Here is a 19,824-nt window from a genome sequence, read left to right on the forward strand (position 1 = left end):
GCATTTGCGGTCATTTTACGACCCTTTGGCGTCGTTTTTGGTTCTCTCGCGGTTCTGGAAGGCCATAAAAAGGAGCGCCGTAGCGCTCCCTGATTCAGTCGCCAGGCATCAATCCCGTCACTTCGGCGCGATCTCGGCGATGACGTGACCGGCCTCAAGCGTGTCGCCCGCCTCGGCCCGAAGCGTGATCGTGCCACCCAGCTCGGCGGTGATCTGCGTTTCCATCTTCATCGCCTCCATGATGGCGATCACATCGCCTTCACCGACCCGGGCGCCATCCTCGACCTGCCAGGCCAGCAGTGTGCCGCTGATCGGTGCCGTGACGCTGCCTTCGCGCTCGGAAGGGGCGGACTCGGGAGTGGCGGCCGAGGTACCGGGCGCGAGATGGGACAGCAGCGACACGGGCAGGCCGATACGATGGCGCTTGCCATCGATGTCGATCATGGCATGCAGCATGCCGGGCTCGGGGGCGGGTGTTTGACGGGGTGCCCACTCGAGGTTGTTCTGAAAGTCAGTCTCGATCCAGCGCGTATGCACGTTGAAGGTGTCGGTACCGGTGAAGTCCGGGTGTGCCATGACCGCGCGATGGAAGGGCAATACCGAGGCCACGCCCTCGATCTCGAAGTGCTCAAGCGCCCGTCGCGCCCGGGCGATGGCCTGTTCGCGAGTGGCACCGGTCACGATCAGCTTGGCCATCAGGGAATCGAAATGCCCGGAGACGCGTCCGCCGCTCATCACCCCGGTATCCAGCCGTACGCCGGCGCCGGTAGGGGCCGTGAAGACATCGACGGTACCGGGCGTGGGCAGAAACCCCTTGGCGGCGTCCTCGGCATTGATGCGAAATTCGAAGCTGTGGCCACGCGGCGCCGGTGTCTCGGTAAAGGAGAGCGGGTGGCCTTCGGCAATCCGCAGCTGCTCGATGACCAGATCCACGCCGGCGGTTTCCTCGGTGACGGGATGTTCGACCTGAAGGCGCGTGTTGACCTCAAGAAACGACAGGGTGCCGTCACTGCCCAGCAGAAATTCCACCGTACCGGCACTGACATAGCCGGCGCTGGCGCAGATGTCGTGGGCGGCCTGGTGAATCTGTTGGCGCTGAGCCTCATCGAGATACGGGGCCGGTGCCTCCTCGACCAGCTTCTGATTGCGCCGCTGCAGCGAGCAGTCCCGGGTGCCGACCACCACCACGTTGCCGTGCCGGTCGCCGATGATCTGCGCCTCGATGTGGCGCGGGCGGTCCAGATACTGTTCGACAAAGCACTCGCCGCGGCCGAAGGCGGCCTCGGCTTCGCGCACTGCCGAGTGATAGCACTCGGTGACCTCTTCCATGCGCCAGGCAACCTTGAGGCCGCGTCCACCGCCGCCAAAGGCGGCCTTGATGGCGATCGGCAGGCCGACCTCGTCGGCAAAGGCCACGACCTCCTCGGCGCTTTCCACCGGATCTTCAGTACCGCGGGCCAGCGGCGCACCGGCCTTGAGTGCCAGCCGTCGCGCCTGAACCTTGTCGCCCAGCACGTCGATGGTCTCCGGGTTCGGGCCAATCCAGATCAGGTCGGCCTCCTGCACGGCGCGGGCGAAGTCGGCCCGCTCGGAGAGAAAGCCGTAGCCCGGATGAACGGCATCGGCGCCGGCGCGCCGGGCCACCTCCAGCAGCTTGTCGATGGACAGATAGCTGTCCGTGGCGCGTTCACCATCCAGACCGTAAGCCTCATCGGCGAGCTGAACGTGCAGGGCGTCCAGATCACCTTCGGCGTAGACGGCCACGGAGGCCACATTGTAGTCGCGGCAGGCGTTGATGATGCGCACGGCGATCTCGCCACGATTGGCAATCAGAACCTTTTTCAGCGGGCGCAGAGCGTTGGGAGTATTCATGTCGTGACCTCATGCGGTGCGTTGCCACCGACCAGCGGCGCAAAACGACTTATCGGGTGAAAACGAACGGTGGCGCCGGACGGAATCTGTCCGGCAAGATCCAGATGGTGATCGGCCACGCAGGCGATCACCGGGTAGCCACCGGTCAATGGATGGTCGGCCAGAAACAGCACCGGCTGACCACTGGCCGGCACCTGCAGCGCGCCAGTGACGGTGCCTTCGCTGGGCAGCTCTCCGCTGCGCTGACGCGTCAGTGAGTGCTCACCTTCAAGACGAATGCCGACCCGATCGGAGCGCGGGGTGGCCTGCCACGCCTGCTCACATAAAAGCGCCAGCGCCTGATCGGTAAACCAGTCGCTGCGCGGGCCCATGACGATATCGAGCGTGACGCTCTCGCCCACGCGTGGCAGAGGCCAGGCGGGTGTTTCATCCAGCGAGAGCGTCGTGACTTCAAGATCGGCCGAAGAGAGGATGTCGCCGGGCTGTAATGGCGCCGGCCCAAGCTTTGCCAGGGTGTCGGTCGCCGTACTGTCCAGTACCGGAGCCACATCAAATCCGCCACGCATCGCCAGGTAGCTGCGCACGCCGGCCGTGGCTGGCCCCAGGTTCAGGGTGTCGCCTTCGGCCAGCTCGATGGGCTGCCAGAGTGCGGCGTCATGGCGGGTGCCCTCGGCAGTGGTGACGGTGACCGTGGTCTCTGCACCGGTGACGGCAACAATGGTGGGCCGATGACAGCGCAGCGACAGTCCGCCGTGGGCGGTTTCAATCACCGTGGCCCCTGCGGGATTGCCAACGGCCCGATTGGCACTGCGCAGGGCGTGCTTGTCGAGCGCGCCGGCACTGGATACGCCCTGAGAGGTCTGACCTTCACGGCCGAGATCCTGAAAAAGGCTCTGAAGTCCGGGTTTGAGAACTTCAAGCCAGGGGGGGGCGTGGTCTCGGCGTCGCCCTTGATGTCGGCAGGCACGCTGGCGCTGACCCGCTCGGGCGCATCAGCGGTGGCATTAAAGCGCACCCGCATGCCGGGCTGAAGCAGTGCTGCCGGCTCGCGATGGAGGTCCCACATCTCAAGCGGCGTGGTGCCGATCAACTGCCAGCCACCGGGGCTGTCGGTGGGATAGATGCCGCTGAAGGTGCCGGCCAGCGCCACGGAACCGGCCGGAATACGGGTGCGCGGCGTGTCGCGCCTTGGCACGTCAAAGCCCGCGCCGCCGGCCAGATAGGCAAAGCCCGGAGCAAAGCCGCAGAAGGCGACCTGATAGTCATGCGCGCCGTGGCGGCGAATCACCTCGTCGGTGCTCAGCGACAAGAGACGTGCCACCTCATCAAGGTCCTCGCCGTTGTAGCACACGGGAATCTCGATCAGTTCGCCGTTTTGATGACTGCCGCCGCTGATGGGGCGAGCCCTCAGTTCCCGGCTGAGCGCCTCGACACTGATGCGTCCCGGTATAAAGGTCACCAGCAGGGTGCGCGCTGCCGGAATCATGGTCGTGACACCGCGGATCGGCTCGCGCTGGAGCTGGTCATAAAGTCCCAGCGTCTGCGACAGATCCTCCAGCTCGACCAGTACCGTGCTGAGGTTGACGGGGAAAATGTTCAAAAAGCCTCCTCAAGACGTGTCGCCGGTTAGTCCGGGTCAGACGTGGTAGCGGCTGTCCGGCACGTCGGTGATGAACATGTGCCCCGGGGCATGGGTCAGTGCAAAGGGCACACCGGAGGCCATGACCGCCGCCTGCGGAGTTACGCCACAGGCCCAGAACACTGGAATCTCGCCGGGCTCGATGCGCACGGGATCACCGAAATCGGGCCGGTCGAGGTCCTCGATGCCCAGCGCCTTCGGATCACCCACGTGAATCGGCGCGCCGTGGACGCCGGGATAGCGCGCGGTAATGGTGCTTGCCCGGGCGATATGGGCTGCCGGCAGCGGGCGCATCGAGACCACCACTTCTCCCTGCAGCCGCCCTGCCGGACGACAGGGCAGGGTCGTTCGATACATCGGCACGTTGGTGTTGTCGGTGATGTGGCGCACCTCGATGCCGGCCTCAAGCAGGGCGTTTTCAAAGGTGAAACTGCAGCCGATCAGAAAGGTGACCAGATCCGGATGTTCCTTCCAGCAGGCACTGGCCTCATGGAGGTCTTCGGCGAGCACGCCGTCGCGCCAGAGCCGGTAGCGCGGCAGGTCAGTGCGCAGGTCTGCCCCTTCGGCAAGCCCGCTATGCCAGTCGCCGGGCTCGGTAACCTCCAGCACCGGACAGGCCTGCGGGTTGCGCTGGGCATAGAGCAGAAAGTCCCACGCCCAGTCACGCGGCAGGGCGATCAGGTTGGCCTGGGTCATGCCCGGGGCAAGACCGGCCGTGGGGCGGCACTCGCCGGCGCGAAAGCGTTCGCGCGCCTGGCGAGCGTCGGCCAGTGACGGATGGATGTTTATGCTCATGGGCGGGCTCCGGCAAAGGCCTTCAGCTCGACGCCGCTGTCGGTCAGGCGACGGCGTACCGCTTCGGCCAGCGCCACCGCACCGGGGCTATCGCCGTGCACGCAGATGGAGTCGGCGGCAAGCACCAGGTCCTTGCCGTCGATGGTCTCGATCACCCCCTCGCGCACCAGCCTGAGCATGCGTTCGGCGACCTGATCGCCGTCATGGAGCACTGCTCCTGCCTCGCGCCGCGAGACCAGGCTGCCATCACTCTGGTAGGCGCGATCGGCGAAGGCTTCAGCCGCAACGTTCAGTCCCGCCTCACGGGCCCAGTCAAGCAGTGGAGCGCCGGCCAGTGCGACCAGCACCAGCTGATCATCGATGGCCTTGATGGCCTCGATCACGGCACGCGCCTGACGTTCGTCCCGAGCGATGGTGTTATAGAGCGCGCCGTGTGGCTTGACGTAGCGCACCTCGGTGCCGGCTGCATGGGCCAGCCCCTTGAGTGCGCCAATCTGATAGATCACGTCGGCGCGCAGTTCATCGCTGGCAATGTCCATGTTGCGGCGGCCAAACCCCACCAGATCCGGATAGCTGACGTGAGCGCCGACGCTGACGCCGTGTTTGGCAGCCGAGGTGAGCGTACGCAGGATGCCGCTCGGGTCGCCGGCATGAAAGCCGCAGGCGACGTTGGCGCTGGTGACGAGGCCGAGCATGGTGGCGTCATCGCCCATGTGCCACTGGCCGAAGCTTTCACCCAGATCGCTGTTTAAATCGATAAAGGACATGGAAGGCTCCTGTTCAAGCAGACGGTGTCAAAAAGGCAAAGATCGGACCGATGGCGTTAAAGCCCATGTACCAGGTCAGCGCGCACACCACGGCGCCTGCGACCAGCAGCCAGCGCGGATAACGATGACCGTGCATCAGATCGGCCCTTTGCCAGGCCACATAGATGAACAGCGTCAGTCCCACCGGCAAAATCAGCCCGTTGAAACCGCCCACGAAGACCAGAAGCGCGGCGGGTGGGGTGCCGATCGACACAAAGGCGATCAGCGAAATGGCGATAAAGACCAGCGTGGCGCGGTTGCGCACCCCCTCGCTGATGCCGGGTCGAAAGGCACTCAGAAAGCTCATGGAGGTGTAGGCCGCGCCGATGATGCTGGTAATGCCGGCCGCCCACAGGATCAGGCCGAAGGCGCGCAGACCCATTTCGCCTGCGGCGGCCTGGAAGGCCTGGGCGGCCGGGTTGGCGCTCTGGCTGGAGACGTCGATGACCACACCGCTGGCGACCACGCCGAGAATGGCCAGAAACAGGATATAGCGCATGACGCCGGTCACCAGAATGCCGCGCAGGGCCGCTTTCGAGACGGTATCGACGTTGTCGACGCCGCCCAGACCACGGTCCAGCAGACGGTGAGCGCCGGCATAGGTGATATAGCCGCCCACGGTGCCGCCCACGATGGTGGTGATGGTGGCAAAGTTGATCGTGTCGGGCATCACGGTCTGGCGCAGTGCCTCGCCTACCGGCGGGTTGGAGGCGATGGCAACGAAGATGGTCATCGCCATCATCACAACCCCCAGCACGATGATGATGCGGTCGATGGCAATGCCTGCGCGTTTTGAGGAGAAGATGCCGGCGGCAATCACGGCGCTGATCAGCCCGCCCCAGGTGGTGTCCAGCCCCATCAGGGCATTGAGCCCCAGACCGGCGCCGGCGATGTTGCCGACATTGAAGGTCAGCCCGCCGACAATGATCAAAATCGCCAGTAGATAACCGCTACCGGGGAGGGCGGCGTTGGCCACTTCAGGCGCACGCATGCCAGTGACGGTGACCACGCGCCAGATATTGAGCTGTACCACCAGGTCGATGAGGATCGAGGCCAGAATGCCGAAGGCAAAGGCAGCGCCCATCGTGGCGGTAAAGGTGGCCGTCTGGGTAATGAAACCGGGGCCGATGGCCGAGGTGGCCATCAAAAAGACGGCGCCGATCAGTGAGGCGCGTCGGGATCGAGCGAAGCCGACGTCAGGGATAGCTGCCATTTCCAGAACTCCGAGTGGGAAGGGGACAGGCTTTGCCAGCAATTGGCGTGCCACAATGGACTGAACGACCGGATTTTGTAGGTGTTGTCCGTGCCGATTGTTCAACAATAAACCCGTCGATAGTTGCTGGGTATTCGACTTGTGTTTCATTGAAGGGCGCTCCACCGGCCCCCGGCGCCCTTTTGGTGCACGGCGTGCGCTTGTCGACAGGCCCCTTTATCGGGAACACTGGGCGCATTGAGCCAACGTCATGACCGGAATTGCGTTTAATGAAAAAGCAGGGCCTGGAAGCCAGGAATCCATCGCTGGGAGAGACCGTGACGGCGGATATTCGTCGCCTGCTGGTCGAAGGGGCCTTCGCCCCCGGACAGAGACTTTCGGAGGTCGCGCTGTGCGAGCGACTGGGGGTATCGCGCAATACGCTCCGGGAGGCCTTTCGCACGCTCGCCCATGAAGGACTGGTCATCCATCAGCCCCATCGCGGCGTATTCGTGACCCGTCCCGATGCGGCCTCCATCGTCGAGATCTATCGTCTGCGGCGCTTTATCGAGTGCCGCGCGCTGAGCGAGGCCTGGCCCAGCCATCCGGCAGTCAAGGACATGCGCGCGGCCGTGGAGGCGGGGCAAGCGCACGGCGAACGCAGCGACTGGCTGGCGGTGGGCACGGCCAACATGGCCTTTCACGGCGCGATTGTGGCGCTGGCCGATAGCGCCCGGCTCAATGGCTTTTTTCGCCAGGTGCTGGCCGAGCTGCGTCTTGCCTTCGGGCTGATGGCCGACAAGGAGTGGCTGCACGGCCCCTATGTCGAGATGAATCAGCAGGTGCTGGAGACCTTTGAAGGCGGCGATACCCGCGCGGCCGTGGCCCTGCTGGAGCAGTATCTGGCCCAGTCCGAGCGCATTGTGCTGGCGGCCTGGGAGCGTCAGGCTGCCTCATCAGGATAGGGATTTTCCGAGCGGCATGGGACAAGGGCCCCGCCATCGCTGGCGGGGCCCTTTTTCATGAGGCGAGGTGTGCCTCATTGAGCGTATCGATCGCCTCAGGCACTGGCGTGCTCTGTCGCTTCGACGTGAGAGGCCTGATTCGAGCGGTCGGTCAGCGCTCGCTGGCCTGACTGAATGGGAATCTGACGGGCGCGCTGCTGTTCGGGGACCACGCGCAGCAGATCCACGATCAAAAGACCGTTTTCGAGTCGGGCGCCCTGGACTTCGATGTTCTCATCCAGCCGGAAGGAGAGCCGGAACGCGCGTCTGGAAATGCCGCGATGCAGATAGGTGACCGATGCTTCATCGCCGTTGCTGTTCGCGTGGCCGCCGGTAATGGTCAGCACGCGATTTTCGACGTTGATGTCGAGCTCTTTCTCGGCAAATCCGGCCGTGGCCACCGCGATGCGGTAATCGTTGTCGCCGTGCTTTTCGACGTTGTAGGGCGGGTAGCTGGGCGCGTCGTTATGAATGGCCTGTTCAAACAGGTCGTTCAAGCGATCAAAGCCGATGCTGCGACGAAAAAGGGGTGAAAGGGTCATGGCGTTCATAAAACCTCCTGATGGACAGCAAAGTTCGTCACTACCGTGAACAAGGACTCGCAGGCCCGCTCTGGCGGCATCTGCAAGGTGCGAGGACAGCTCCGATCGAGCCTGTCTGCGCGACATTATGTTAAATAGTGGCGCCTGACGGCGTTTCAAGTTCTGTTCTGAAAAAATATTCTCAAGCCCCGCTCCTGCGCCACTGTCAGGCAGGATAGGGTCGGTTTTCAGGGTTTCAATGGGTCATGCGAAAAAATTTGTCATCGGGGCAGGGCGCTCGGCACAGGTTTTTGAGGGCGGTCACCCTGGTCTCTGATCAAGGCTTCCCTTTTGTCGCCCAGCGTCGATAATCACGTCATCACGCCCACCGGAAACCACGACATGAACCAGCCCCACGTCCACGGCCCGAACTGCCGCCACGATCACGATCATCATGACCATGTTCATGGACCCAACTGCAACCACGGTGTGCAAAAGCCCGCACGCAACGCCCTGAAGGATGTTGGGCGTAACGACCCCTGCCCCTGTGGCAGCGGGAAGAAGTTCAAGAAATGCCACGGCGGCTAGGCCCTGCCAGTCATGTCATGACCACACCGGCGCCTTCAGGCGCCGGTGTCCTTTGAGACAGACGTGGAACAACGAAGATATCTTCGCCTGCATGCGGGCAAGCAAGGCTGAATGTTTCACGTGAAACACACCGGTGACCACGATCACTTTCCTGCATCGATGCTTAAGCGTTCATGTGTTGCCGGGCGTCGAGCATGAACGGCACAGGCCGATTCGACACAAGAGCGCACCATGACGACTCCAATAATGTGAAGGAGTGTGCCCGGTGCATGTAACGAGACTGTATTCCGGTGACGACGGCGAGTCCCACTTTGAGGATCTGGAGATCGAGGTGGGCGGGGATGCCGACATTGGCAGACTGTCGAGCCCCATTGCGGCCACCGGTCTCATTTTCAGGGAGACCGCGCCCGACTATGACTACGACTGGCACAACGCACCGCAGCGACAGTACATCCTGATGCTCGATGGCAGCGTGGACATCACCGTGGGCAGCGGCGAAACAAGGCGTTTGAGCACCGGTGATATCCTGCTGTGCGAGGACACCACCGGGCGTGGTCACATCAGCCGCGCGGTCGATGGCCAGCCGCGCCGCTCGGTGTTTGTCACTCTGGAGTGACCCGATGGCAACGCGGCTGGTGATGTGGCGTTACAGTGCCAGCACCAGCTGCGTTACGGCATGAATGGCCAGCCCGATCAGCCCACCGACCAGGGTGCCATTGATGCGGATGAACTGCAGATCGTTGCCGACATTTTTCTCGATCTGGTCGACGATCTCGTCGCTGTCGAGGCTGTCCAGATAACGCTGGATGTAGGCATCGATGCGCGGCCCGTTGCGCTCCACCAGTGCCGGTAAAAGCGTCACGGCCTGTTCGTTGAGCCACTCGCGCGCCGGAGCATCATGCTCGAGCGTTCGCGCGTAGTATTCAATGAAGTGCTCAAGCCAGGCGCGTGACTGCGAGTCCTGCGCGTTCAGATCCCGGGCCAGCCAGTCCATCAGTTCCTCCCAGACGCCGGCCACGTAGTGGCTCAGACGATCGTTATCGAGGATGTCATCGCGCAGCCGGTCCAGCCGTCGGGCGAAGGCCGGGTCGTGGCGCAGCCGCTCGATGAAGTCGGCAAACTGGCGATCCAGGTGATGGCGCAGTGGATGATCGGGGTCGTCACTGACCTCGCTGATCAGACGGGCGCTCTGCTCGACGATGCGCTCGTTGATCAGCCAGCCGGCCAGCCGGTGCATGCTGACTTCGCGCCCCATCACGCGCGGATTGAACAGCTTGAAGACGGTATCGGTAATGAAGTGCTTGACCCGCTCCTGATTGTCCTCCACCTCAAGCCAGCGCGAGAGTCTGGCCAGTGAATCATCCAGCAGCGCCTGATGGCGCCCTTCGGCGGCCAGCACACTCAGGGCGCTGCCCATCAGTCGGGACGTGTTGATGCGTCCCAGATAGTGGCGCAGGGTGCGGGTGAGAAACTCGCGTGCCGCACTCTGGCGCACCGCCGATAGTGAGGTGCTCATGGCCTGGGTCAGGCGCTCGGCCACCATGGTGCGCCGCTCGGGACGAGACAGCCAGCTCACCAGTGCCCCCGCCACATCAAAGCGGCGAACGCTTTCTCGCACGTAGGCTTCGGACAGAAAGTTTTCCCGAATGAATCCCGAAAGGCTCTTGCCCAGTCGCGCTCGATTGCGCGGAATGATCGCCGTATGCGGAATCTTCAGCCCCAGCGGATGGCGAAACAGCGCCGTGACCGCAAACCAGTCGGCGATCCCGCCGATCATCGCCGCCTCGGCAAAGGCCGAGACATATTCCAGTGCCGGGAAGCGGCCCTGGTACCAGGTGCTGACGGCATATAACACCAGCGCTCCCAGCAGGCAGAGCGTGGCAATGCGACGTCGATTGTGATGTGGCAGGGTCAAGCCGGTGCTCCCGTGTAAAAGGATAAGGGATGAAAGGGCCTGCCGAGAGCTTAGCTCAGCGCGGCCGCCCTGTACGTTGACTACCCATTGGTCCAGGGCGGTTGTCCCGCCTGTTCGTGCCGGTCACACTTCCCGGGAACCTGATGCAGCGCCCGCCATTGTGGATGACATGATCCGGCCGGGCAGCTGGCAGATACTCCATGTCGGGGGACAGGATACCTTCTGCCCCCCTGCGTTTTCAGACGACGATAGAAGAGACGGCATGACCGATATACCGGATAACCGCACAACGACCTCGCCCGGGGACGTGACGGGGCTTGAGTTTCGTCTTGGCGCGCTGGGCGCTGCCATCCCGCTGATGTTTTTTGTCGGCTGGGCCATCATTACCAGCGTGCTGGGACTCTCTTCCGAGATCGGCCTGGTCATGGGGTGTCTGTTCGGCCTGACCCTGGGACTTTTGTTCTGCAAAAGCCGCTGGGACGCCTATGCCCAGGGCCTTTTCAGCGGCATGGCCCAGCCGATCGGCGTGATCGCCGTGGTGGCCTGGTTTTATGCCGGCATGCTGGCGCAGGTGTTGCAGACCGGTGGGCTGGTAGAAGGGCTGGTCTGGCTGGGCGGCGTCTCGGGGGCCACCGGTGGCGCCTTCGTGGGGCTGACCTTTGTACTGGCAGCGGTCTTTTCAACGGCGGTCGGCACCGGCTACGGCACCACGGTGGCGTTTTCTACCCTGATGTACCCGGCCGGCGTGGCGCTGGGCTGTGATCCGGTGGTGCTGTTCGGCGCCATCCTGGCCGGTGCGATCTTCGGCGATAACCTGGCACCGGTGTCAGACACCACCATTGTCTCGGCCACCACTCAGGAGGCGGACGTGCCGGGTGTGGTGAAAAGCCGCTTCAAGTATTCGATCATGGCGGCGGTGCCGTCGCTGGTGCTGTTCGTGCTGCTGGGCAATGCCAACGGCAGTCTCGAGGGCAATCGTGACGCGCTGGACGCCATGATGGCCCAGACCGATCCGACCGGCCTTTTGATGCTCATTCCCTTTGCGCTGGTATTGTTGCTGGCCCTGCGCGGCCATCATTTGATCACATCCCTTACCTGGGGGATTGTCTCGGCATCTCTCATGATCGTGGTGGCAGGGCTGGCTGATCCGGGCGAGATCATGGCCTTTGATCCGGACAGCGATACCATCGTGACCGGTGCACTGGTGGATGGGGTCAGCGGCTACGTCAACATGGCGATTCTGATTCTATTGATTGTGGCCACGGCGCATCTGCTCAGGCTTGGCGGCACCATGAACGCTGTCACGAAAGGCCTGATGCGATGGATCGGAGACTCCGTGCGTCGGGCAGAGCTTGCCATCTGGGGCATTGTGGCGCTGTTGAACTCGGCCATTACCATCAATACCGCGGCCGAGATTGCGGCGGCACCGTTCGTGCGCGAGCTGGGGATGAAATACCGCATTCACCGCTATCGCCGTGCCAACATGCTTGATGCCGTGACCTCGGCGCTGGGCTATATCTTCCCCTGGGGGGCGCCGGTGCTGCTCGGCTGGGCAACCATCACCTCGATGCAGGGCCAGTACGACTGGCTGCCGATTGTTGCCCCCACCGAAGTCTTTCCGTTCGTGTTCCACGGCTGGTTTCTGCTTCTGATCATGCTGTTTGCCGCCGCCACCGGCTGGGGGCTGCATTTCGAGGAAGATGAAGAGACCGGTGAGACGGCCACGGCGCGGTGATTCTCCGCGTTATCCTGCGATAACGCTGGCAATCGGGACGCAAATCCCCTATGTTGGCGCTCCTCTTCGCACGGGCAGGCCATTGGCCTGCCTCCGTCATTTGAAATTCCCCCTGCGCTGTCACGGCGCTGTCGCTCTCGCGAAGAAGACGCCAGCATCCGATAGCGCCATGAGACAACCTGTCGATGTCATTTTCCCAACTTGGGCTGTCGCCCGAGCTTTTGCGTGCTCTTGAAGATGCTGGCTACCAGACACCTTCCCCCATTCAGTCGAAAGCCATTCCGGCCTGCCTTGAAGGTCGCGATGTGCTGGCGGCGGCCCAGACCGGTACCGGCAAGACCGCAGGTTTCACCCTGCCGATTCTGGAGCGACTGTCGCGCAAGCCTCAGGGACACAAGCGTCCGGTACGCGCCCTGATCCTGACCCCGACCCGCGAACTTGCCGCCCAGATCGGCGAGTCGGTCGAAAAATACGGCGTTCACCTCAAACCGCGTCTGAAAAGCGATGTGGTCTACGGGGGCGTCAAGGTCAATCCGCAGATCGCGCGCCTGCGCGATGGCGTGGATGTGCTGGTGGCCTGCCCGGGCCGTCTGCTGGATCTGGTCAACCAAAAGGCCGTACGGCTGGATCAGGTCGAAACCCTGGTGCTGGATGAAGCCGACCGCATGCTGGACATGGGCTTTATCCACGACATCAAAAAGATCCTGCGGCTGGTACCGAAGCAGCGTCAGAACCTGCTGTTTTCCGCGACCTTCTCCAAGGAGATCCGAGAGCTCGCCGGAACGCTTTTGAACAACCCGGTCAGCATCGACGTGGCGCCGCGTAACACCGCCGCCGAAAGCGTCGACCAGTCGATCTACATGGTCGAAAAGCCCCAGCGCATGGCGCTTTTGACCCATCTGATCACACACCATCAGTGGTCGCAGGCGCTGGTCTTTACGGCGACCAAGCACATGGCCAACCGGGTCACCCAGCATCTGCAGAAGGCTGGCATCACGGCGGCGGCCATTCACGGCAACAAGAGCCAGAATGCTCGTACCGCAGCACTGTCCGGCTTCAAGAGCGGGGAAGTGCAGGTGATGGTGGCCACCGATGTGGCGGCCCGCGGCATCGATATCTCCGAACTGCCCAATGTGGTCAACTTCGAACTGCCCAAGACACCGGCCGACTATGTCCACCGTATCGGTCGTACCGGCCGTGCCGGTGCCAGTGGTCAGGCCGTGTCGCTGGTCATGCCCGATGAGCGTGGCCAGCTCAAGCAGATCGAAAAACTGATCGGACGTGCCATTCCGGTCGCCAGCGCTGAAGGCTTCGACTTCAGCCGCGCGGTGCCGGAAACCCCGGATGAGCGCGAGCAGCGCCCGGGTGGCGGTCAGCGTCGTCAGGGCAGCGGGCGCAATAATAATGGCGGCGGTGCGCGCAGCGGTGCCGGTCGTAGTGGCTCAGGCAATCGCTCACGCAGCGGAGGCGGCGGTAATGGCGGCGGCAACGATGAGCAGGCCCGTCCGGCGCGTCGCCGTCGTCGTAGCAGCCCTCGCGCGGCGGACAACAGCGGTAACCGCTGATCCCGCGTTTTCCTGCATTGTGATCATGACCGTCTGCTCAGGCAGGCGGTTTTTTTATGTCTGCCGGGCGGTGGACGCCTGCAAGGGGCAGTGGCATTGTCGCTGACCTTCATTGAACAATTGATAAAAGAGGCGTGTGATCATGCGTGCAGACAGTCGTTCGGGAGTGCTGACCCAGGAGCAGCAGGCGCGACGGGCGGCGCTGGGCAGCTTTGTCGGGGCAGTGGTCGACTGGTATGACTTCCTGCTCTACGGCATCGTGGCGGCGCTGGTCTTCAACGGCCAGTTTTTCCCCAATGTCAGTCCGGCGGCCGGCACCCTGGCGGCACTGGCGACCTTTGGCGTGGGGTTTCTGTTTCGTCCGCTCGGCGGCGTCGTGTTTGGCCATTTTGGAGATCGACTGGGGCGCAAGCGCATGCTGGTGCTGACGGTCATGCTGATGGGCATTTCCACCTCGCTGATCGGGCTTTTGCCCACCTATGCCAGCATTGGCGTCTGGGCGCCGATCCTGCTGGTGGTGCTGCGCGCCCTGCAGGGGTTTGCCGTGGGCGGGGAATGGGGCGGCGCGGCGCTGATGGCGGTCGAGAGTGCCCCGGGCCATCGGCGGGCGTTTTACAGCAGCGGTGTACAGGTGGGCTACGGAGTGGGCCTGATTCTGGCGACCGGCAGCGTGTCGCTATTAAGCCACTTTCTTGATGATGTGGCCTTCCAGAGCTGGGGCTGGCGACTACCGTTTGTCTTCTCTATCGTGCTGGTGGGCATTGCCTTCTGGGTGCGCGCGGGGCTTGATGAGTCGCCCGAGTTCAGGGAAGTGGTCGAAGATGAGGCGCAAAAGCCGGCCCGGCCGCCGGTACTCGAGGCGCTGAGCCGCCATCCAGGGGCATTTTTACAGATCATCACGCTGCGACTGGCCGAGCTTTTCACGATGTATATCGTGACCACCTTTGCGCTGAGTTATTCCACCAGTCAGCTGGGACTCTCGCGTGAGCTCTTTCTCAATATCGGCCTGCTGGTCGGTGCCATCAGCTGTGTGACCATTCCGCTGTTTGCCCTGCTGGCTGACCGCTTCGGTCGCCGGCGTGTCTACATGGTGGGGGCGCTTATTGGCGTGGTGTGCGCCTTTCCCTTTTTCATGGCGCTGGAGGCGCGCTCAGTCGTCTGGATCGTTGTCTTTGCCGTCATGCTGGCCAACATGGCACACGACATGGTGGTGAGCGTGCAGCAGCCGATGTTTGCCGAGCTGTTCGGGACGGCCTATCGCTATAGCGGAGCCGGCGTGGGCTATCAGGTGGCAAGCGTCGTCGGTGGCGGATTTACACCGTTCATTGCAGCAGCGCTGGTGGATATGGCAGGCGGCAGCTGGCTGCCGGTGGCGATTTATCTGGCCGTGGGCTGCGCCCTGTCGGCACTGGGGGTCATGAGTATTCACCGACACCGTGCTGGCTGACCGCAGAGCCGACATGACATCTTCGGATTGTCATGTCGGCCGTGGACGGGCGACAGGGGGGCGCAGGGCGACTACTCTTCAGACATTGGCCATTTTTCGGCCCCTGTTTCGCCATTTTCGGGAATCGATGTCTTTTATCGGATCAAGCTCCATGCCACGTCGCTCAATCGCTACCCTGCTCAAGGGACTCAAGAAACTGCTTCATGTGGCGGCGCGTCCGGCCAAATCCGAGCGGGTACATGGCGGGCGGTTGATTCATACCTACCGGGGGTATGGAACACACCGCGAGGTGTTCATGATGGGGCGGGTGTTTCGCCAGCCCGGCTTCAACCTGAATCTGCCCGAGGGCTCATGGCGCCGGGATCTGGCCGATATCGTGCGCCGTACTATCCGATGGGGCATCAAGCATATCGATGTCCAGATTCAGCTGGGAGGAGAGACGGTCACGGTCACGACCGACCGGGATGGCTACTTCAACGCCCATATCAGGCTTGAGACGCCGCTGCCGGGAGATCGAATCTGGCACGAGGCACACCTGCGCATTCTATCGCCCAGCAAGGATCAAAAGAGTACCTGTGCCAACGACGGGGCCGGAGGCGATGCAGTTGCCGACATCTATATTCCACCCCCCGATATCGATTTTGCCGTTATCAGCGATATTGACGATACGGTCATGTATACCGGTGTGGCCAACAAGCTGAAGATGATGTATCACCTCTTTATCGCGCGTGCCGAGCAGCGTACGGCCTTTCCCGGGGTGGCGGCGCTGTATCGGGGGTTTCACGTCGGCGATGGTGATCAGCACTGCCAGCGTCCGCTGCTTTATGTCTCACGGGCGCCCTGGAGCATCTATGAGATGCTGGAGGCCTTTTTCCGGCTCAATCACATTCCGGTCGGGCCGATCCTGTTTCTGCGCGAGTGGGGGCTGACCCTTCAGCATCCGCTGCCGCGCAAGGCAGAAGATCACAAGCGCGAACTGATCGAAACCATGCTCGAGCTTTACGACCCGCTGCCCTTTGTATTGATTGGCGACAGCGGCCAGCATGACCCCGAAGTCTATGCCGATATCGTGCGGGATCATCCCGGGCGCATTCGCACGGTCTACATCCGTGATGTCAGCAACGATCCCGGCCGGGAGCAGGCCATCGCAGCACTGTCTGCCCAGATCGACAAAGAGCAGAACAGCCAGTGCGCGCTGGTGCTGGCCTCGGACAGCCTGACCATGGCCGAACACGCTCATCAGCATGGCTATATTTCCAGCGATGCCCTCGAGCGGGTGCGTGAAGCCCAGTAGTCCGGGTCAACGCTCGGCGGCACGTGAGAGCCGCACGCAGAGGTTGTTGGCCGGCATCTCGATGATTTCGGCAAGCGTAAGCCCTGCCTCACGGGCGGCCGGGATCACCTCAAGCTCGAGATCCCGTACGCCCCAGCGGCTGTCACGTGCCTTCAGGCTCTGATTGAAGGCCACATTGCTGTCGGACTGATGCCTTCCATTGTGACTGAAGGGCCCATAAAGCAGCAGCCATCCGTTCTCATCCAGATGTTGGGCAGCGCCTGCAAAAAGATCCAGCGTGGCCTGCCAGGGGGCGATATGGATCATGTTGAAACACAGCATGACATCGATTCGATCGCTTAGCGGCCAGGGCGTTTGACCGACCTCCAGCGCCAGCGGCGGGCGCAATCGAGCATCAGGTCTCTCCTTTTGCAGCACGTCTCGCCAGGCCTTGATCGAGGCCAGTGCAGCGGGGTGGGCATCGCTGGGAATAAACTCGTTGTCCGGCATCTCCCGGGCAAAGTGCATGAGGTGCTCGCCGCTGCCGCTGGCAATTTCCAGAACGCGTGCGCCCTTTTCAAGACGTGAGCGCAGTACCTCCAGCAGCGGCGTTTTATTGCGCTGCGCTGCCGGGCTGTACTGTCGCGGGTCATCTGGTGCGCTGCTTGAATCGTCCATGGTGGTCATATCCTGATCCTTTGGTTGTGGCACACGAGAGAAGGTCAACCAAGGTGAATTTGAACTAATGGGCATTGCCCTGTCACGCTGGTTTTCTGCTATGTTAGAACGCTTTTTTGAATGGACTCAGTGAGGCGAAGCATCATGACAGTCAATATCCCTGCTACCGAAGAAGAGCTTCTTGCCATGCCGGCTGAGGACTATATGAACGATGCGCAGCTGGAATATTTTCGCCAGCTGCTGCTCAAGGAGCGCAAGGAAGTCGAAACGACTCTAGAAGAAATGCGCGGCAGCATCGGTATGGCCGAGAGCAGCGGCGATGACAGCGACCGCGCGGCCAGTGAAGAGGAACTGCGTTATACCCTGCGCCAGGCCGATCGTGAAACCCGTCTGTGGCGCAAGATCAACGCAACGCTTGATCGCATCGATGAGGGAGATTACGGCTTCTGCGAGGAAACCGGTGAGCCTATCGGACTCAAGCGGCTGCTGCTGCGCCCGACCGCGACGCTGTCCATCGAGGCCAAGCAGCGTCAGGAGCAACAGGAAAACCATTACGCCCGCCGGCGCTAAGCAGTGACAATCCTGTTGGGTGTGCATGTCGGTTGTGTCTAAAAATCGCCCCATCCCGGGGCGATTTTTTTATGTCTTCTTGGTCCTTGTCCGGCACTGGTTTTCCCCCGGGATCAGACCAAATCATGGCAAACATCGAACCATGGTTTTCGAAAGCACCAAAAAAGCTAACAATAATTAGCTCCCGGTCTGTTAGGTAAAAAGTACGCGTCATATCATCCAATCTGCACATATACATTTCTAATGTAAGCGTTATCATTCTGTAAAAGAACAATGAACAGGCATCCAAACAGGGCCTTCAGACAGTCTCTCGCCCGGATTTTTAACGTGGATTGATCTGGAGAAATCCTGGCTGGTGACGATATGCACTGAGGAATGGTTGCTTCTCAAGCGTTTAATGCCGCCGCTCGGCAGGCATGATGGCCGTCTCATATCAGACCACCGCTGATGAGATACGCCGACTCATGCTGCCCAGGGTAGCTGGAAGTGGCTTTTTTTCTGGCAGGGGCAGGGAGCCTGAGTGATGCCGAAAGGCATGGTAATACTTGCATCGATAGTCACGTTGCTGCTCTGGTGCGGCCCGGTAGTCCACGCCCAGGAATCCCTGGTGCTGATTGCCAATCCGTCAACGTCCCCGGGTAACATGACCCGGGAGACCGTGCGTGCCATTTTTGCCATGCGCCAGCGCACCTTGCCCTCGGGCGAGGCTGCGCATGTCTTTGTGCTGCCGGATAAGCACCCTTTGCATGTGCGCTTTACCAAGGAAATGCTTGGCGTGTACCCCCATCAATTGCGTCTTTCCTGGGATCGGCTGGTGTTTTCCGGCACGGGACAGGCGCCCAATGAAGTTGGTTCGGTCGAAGAAATGAGACAACGCGTGGCCAGTACGCCAGGTGGGCTGGGCTATCTGAATAAAGGAGCCGTGGATGATAGCGTCAGCGTTTTCTCGGTGGAGTAATCACCAGGCTTGCCACTGGTGGTATGGCGCATCGCTGGCCACGGGCATTCTGGCCATCGGCACCTCATCGGTGCATGCCGATGTGCTTGATACCGTACAGGCGCATGGTTTCATGAGTCAGGCGCTGATTGTGAGTCGGCATAATGACTTCTTTGGTCCCAGCAGCCATGGAGGCGGCAGCCTTCAGTACACGGAAATCGGCGCCAATATGTCCATGCGGCCGACCAATAACCTGTTGATCTCTGCACAGGTTCTGAGTCGCCGGGCCGGTGATGACAATGAAAATTACGAGCCTCGCCTGGATTATGGTCTGCTGGATTATCAATTGATGGCCAATAATCATCGCTCGGCCGGTTTGCAGGTGGGTCGAATAAAACATCCTTATGGTCTGTATAACCAGACTCGAGATATTGCATTTACACGCCCCGGGATATTGCTGCCACAGTCCATCTATTTTGATAGAACCCGATCCTTCGGGCTGTCATCAGATGGCGTGTTGTTTTACGAAGAAGAAAGGCTTTCCAACGGCATACTTTATTTTTACGTAGGCGGTGGTTTGCCCAATTTTGGCTCTGATGCCGAAAACGCGCTGTCCTTTCCCGGCGACGATTCCCCATCGATGAATGGCAGCTACTCAACATTGGGGCAGATTCGCTATGAGCATGCGGGCGGGAAGGTGGTATTGGCGCTAAGCGCCGCTGATGTCAATGCAAACTTCGACACCCAGGACGAATCAGTTGGTGATGGTAGGTTCAGGTTCCAGCCGATCGCTCTGTCGGCTCAATACAATAGTGCTGACTGGAGTCTAACGACAGAATATGCGCTGAGAAGAAGAAAAATTAGTGGGCTTAATGTCTCTGAATTGAACCGGGATGTGGTCGGGGAAAGCTGGTATTTACAATATGATCGACGGCTTTTCGAAAACTGGCGCTGGTTGATACGTTATGATGTCATGGCCAACGACTGGCATGATCGTAGTGGAAAGCAATACGAAAATGATAATCGTGGTCCTGCTTATTCACGGTTTGCCAGAGACCTGACGCTGGGGCTGAAATGGCAGCCAAAATCGAATCTCCTTTTATCCACCGAATACCATTATGTTGATGGAGCTGGATGGATTCCACCTTCGGACAACAGAACAAATGATCTTGAAAGATATTGGGACATGATGATGTTTCAGGCCTCTTTTTTATTCTAGCTGCTGAGATATTAGAAAGAGGCTGAGTGCCGCAGATGAAACAGAAGTTTTTCAGCCTTAAATGGCGT

General features: G+C 61.2%; 18 protein-coding genes and 1 pseudogene. 10 read left to right on the top strand and 9 right to left on the bottom strand.

Going from position 1 to position 19,824, the window contains the following annotated elements; all coding sequences use genetic code 11:
- Positions 1 to 117: 117 nt before the first annotated feature.
- From B9G99_RS06730 to B9G99_RS06750, 6 genes and pseudogenes are all read right to left on the bottom strand, one after another.
- Complete coding sequence (locus B9G99_RS06730; protein ID WP_227875965.1) at positions 118 to 1,872, bottom strand: acetyl/propionyl/methylcrotonyl-CoA carboxylase subunit alpha; 1,755 nt, start codon at positions 1,870 to 1,872, stop codon at positions 118 to 120.
- A pseudogene (locus B9G99_RS16975) lies at positions 1,869 to 2,732 on the bottom strand (5-oxoprolinase subunit C family protein); the annotation flags it as partial. The gene B9G99_RS06730 and the pseudogene B9G99_RS16975, both read right to left, overlap by 4 nt.
- Positions 2,639 to 3,472 carry a 5-oxoprolinase subunit B family protein gene (locus B9G99_RS16980; RefSeq protein WP_227875966.1) on the bottom strand — a complete coding sequence of 278 codons (834 nt, stop codon included), beginning with the start codon at positions 3,470 to 3,472 and terminating at the stop codon, positions 2,639 to 2,641. The pseudogene B9G99_RS16975 and the gene B9G99_RS16980, both read right to left, overlap by 94 nt.
- Positions 3,473 to 3,508: 36 nt before the next feature.
- Positions 3,509 to 4,306: a putative hydro-lyase gene (locus B9G99_RS06740; protein WP_086621367.1), complete on the bottom strand. Its 798-nt coding sequence runs from the start codon at positions 4,304 to 4,306 to the stop codon at positions 3,509 to 3,511.
- Positions 4,303 to 5,073, bottom strand: coding sequence for a LamB/YcsF family protein (locus B9G99_RS06745; protein ID WP_086621368.1), 771 nt, complete (start codon positions 5,071 to 5,073; stop codon positions 4,303 to 4,305). Before B9G99_RS06745 ends, B9G99_RS06740 begins: the two co-directional genes overlap by 4 nt.
- Positions 5,074 to 5,086: 13 nt before the next feature.
- Complete coding sequence (locus B9G99_RS06750) at positions 5,087 to 6,325, bottom strand: NRAMP family divalent metal transporter (RefSeq protein WP_086621369.1); 1,239 nt, start codon at positions 6,323 to 6,325, stop codon at positions 5,087 to 5,089.
- 269 nt (positions 6,326 to 6,594) lie between these two features.
- On the opposite strand from B9G99_RS06750, the gene B9G99_RS06755 reads away from it, so the two are divergent.
- The gene (locus B9G99_RS06755; protein WP_086621370.1) at positions 6,595 to 7,269 is read left to right on the top strand and encodes a GntR family transcriptional regulator; all 675 of its coding nucleotides are present in this window, start codon (positions 6,595 to 6,597) and stop codon (positions 7,267 to 7,269) included.
- 95 nt (positions 7,270 to 7,364) lie between these two features.
- Here the strand turns inward: B9G99_RS06755 and B9G99_RS06760 are convergent, their stop codons facing one another.
- Positions 7,365 to 7,850: an Hsp20 family protein gene (locus tag B9G99_RS06760; RefSeq protein WP_418268958.1), complete on the bottom strand. Its 486-nt coding sequence runs from the start codon at positions 7,848 to 7,850 to the stop codon at positions 7,365 to 7,367.
- Positions 7,851 to 8,231: 381 nt separating this feature from the next.
- Here B9G99_RS06760 and B9G99_RS17210 point away from each other — a divergent pair, with 381 nt between their 5' ends.
- Both B9G99_RS17210 and B9G99_RS06770 read left to right on the top strand, forming a co-directional pair.
- Complete coding sequence (locus B9G99_RS17210) at positions 8,232 to 8,417, top strand: SEC-C metal-binding domain-containing protein (RefSeq protein WP_086623337.1); 186 nt, start codon at positions 8,232 to 8,234, stop codon at positions 8,415 to 8,417.
- A gap of 265 nt (positions 8,418 to 8,682) precedes the next feature.
- Entirely contained in the window at positions 8,683 to 9,033 is a 351-nt protein-coding gene (locus tag B9G99_RS06770; protein WP_086621372.1) for a cupin domain-containing protein, read from the top strand.
- 30 nt (positions 9,034 to 9,063) lie between these two features.
- On the opposite strand, the gene B9G99_RS06775 is transcribed toward B9G99_RS06770, so the two are convergent.
- Complete coding sequence (locus tag B9G99_RS06775) at positions 9,064 to 10,332, bottom strand: DUF445 domain-containing protein (RefSeq protein ID WP_086621373.1); 1,269 nt, start codon at positions 10,330 to 10,332, stop codon at positions 9,064 to 9,066.
- Between the two features lie 262 nt (positions 10,333 to 10,594).
- Between B9G99_RS06775 and B9G99_RS06780 the strand changes: the two genes are divergently transcribed.
- From B9G99_RS06780 to B9G99_RS06795, 4 genes are all read left to right on the top strand, one after another.
- The gene (locus B9G99_RS06780; RefSeq protein WP_086621374.1) at positions 10,595 to 12,067 is read left to right on the top strand and encodes a Na+/H+ antiporter NhaC family protein; all 1,473 of its coding nucleotides are present in this window, start codon (positions 10,595 to 10,597) and stop codon (positions 12,065 to 12,067) included.
- Between the two features lie 185 nt (positions 12,068 to 12,252).
- The gene (locus tag B9G99_RS06785; RefSeq protein WP_086621375.1) at positions 12,253 to 13,632 is read left to right on the top strand and encodes a DEAD/DEAH box helicase; all 1,380 of its coding nucleotides are present in this window, start codon (positions 12,253 to 12,255) and stop codon (positions 13,630 to 13,632) included.
- A gap of 142 nt (positions 13,633 to 13,774) precedes the next feature.
- On the top strand, positions 13,775 to 15,079 hold the full coding sequence (gene shiA, locus B9G99_RS06790; protein WP_086621376.1) for a shikimate transporter: 1,305 nt from the start codon (positions 13,775 to 13,777) through the stop codon (positions 15,077 to 15,079).
- A 151-nt stretch (positions 15,080 to 15,230) separates the two neighbouring features.
- Complete coding sequence (locus B9G99_RS06795; RefSeq protein WP_086623338.1) at positions 15,231 to 16,373, top strand: App1 family protein; 1,143 nt, start codon at positions 15,231 to 15,233, stop codon at positions 16,371 to 16,373.
- Positions 16,374 to 16,379: 6 nt separating this feature from the next.
- Here the strand turns inward: B9G99_RS06795 and B9G99_RS06800 are convergent, their stop codons facing one another.
- On the bottom strand, positions 16,380 to 17,030 hold the full coding sequence (locus tag B9G99_RS06800) for a DUF938 domain-containing protein (protein WP_086623339.1): 651 nt from the start codon (positions 17,028 to 17,030) through the stop codon (positions 16,380 to 16,382).
- A 144-nt stretch (positions 17,031 to 17,174) separates the two neighbouring features.
- Here B9G99_RS06800 and dksA point away from each other — a divergent pair, with 144 nt between their 5' ends.
- From dksA to B9G99_RS06815, 3 genes are all read left to right on the top strand, one after another.
- Complete coding sequence (dksA, locus tag B9G99_RS06805) at positions 17,175 to 17,600, top strand: RNA polymerase-binding protein DksA (protein WP_086621377.1); 426 nt, start codon at positions 17,175 to 17,177, stop codon at positions 17,598 to 17,600.
- Between the two features lie 535 nt (positions 17,601 to 18,135).
- Complete coding sequence (locus B9G99_RS06810) at positions 18,136 to 18,558, top strand: hypothetical protein (RefSeq protein ID WP_227875967.1); 423 nt, start codon at positions 18,136 to 18,138, stop codon at positions 18,556 to 18,558.
- Entirely contained in the window at positions 18,527 to 19,756 is a 1,230-nt protein-coding gene (locus B9G99_RS06815; RefSeq protein ID WP_227875968.1) for a hypothetical protein, read from the top strand. The genes B9G99_RS06810 and B9G99_RS06815 overlap by 32 nt, the downstream gene beginning before the upstream one ends.
- The last annotated feature ends 68 nt before the right edge of the window (positions 19,757 to 19,824 follow it).

It is taken from the genome of Kushneria konosiri, from assembly GCF_002155145.1.
Lineage (GTDB): Bacteria > Pseudomonadota > Gammaproteobacteria > Pseudomonadales > Halomonadaceae > Kushneria > Kushneria konosiri.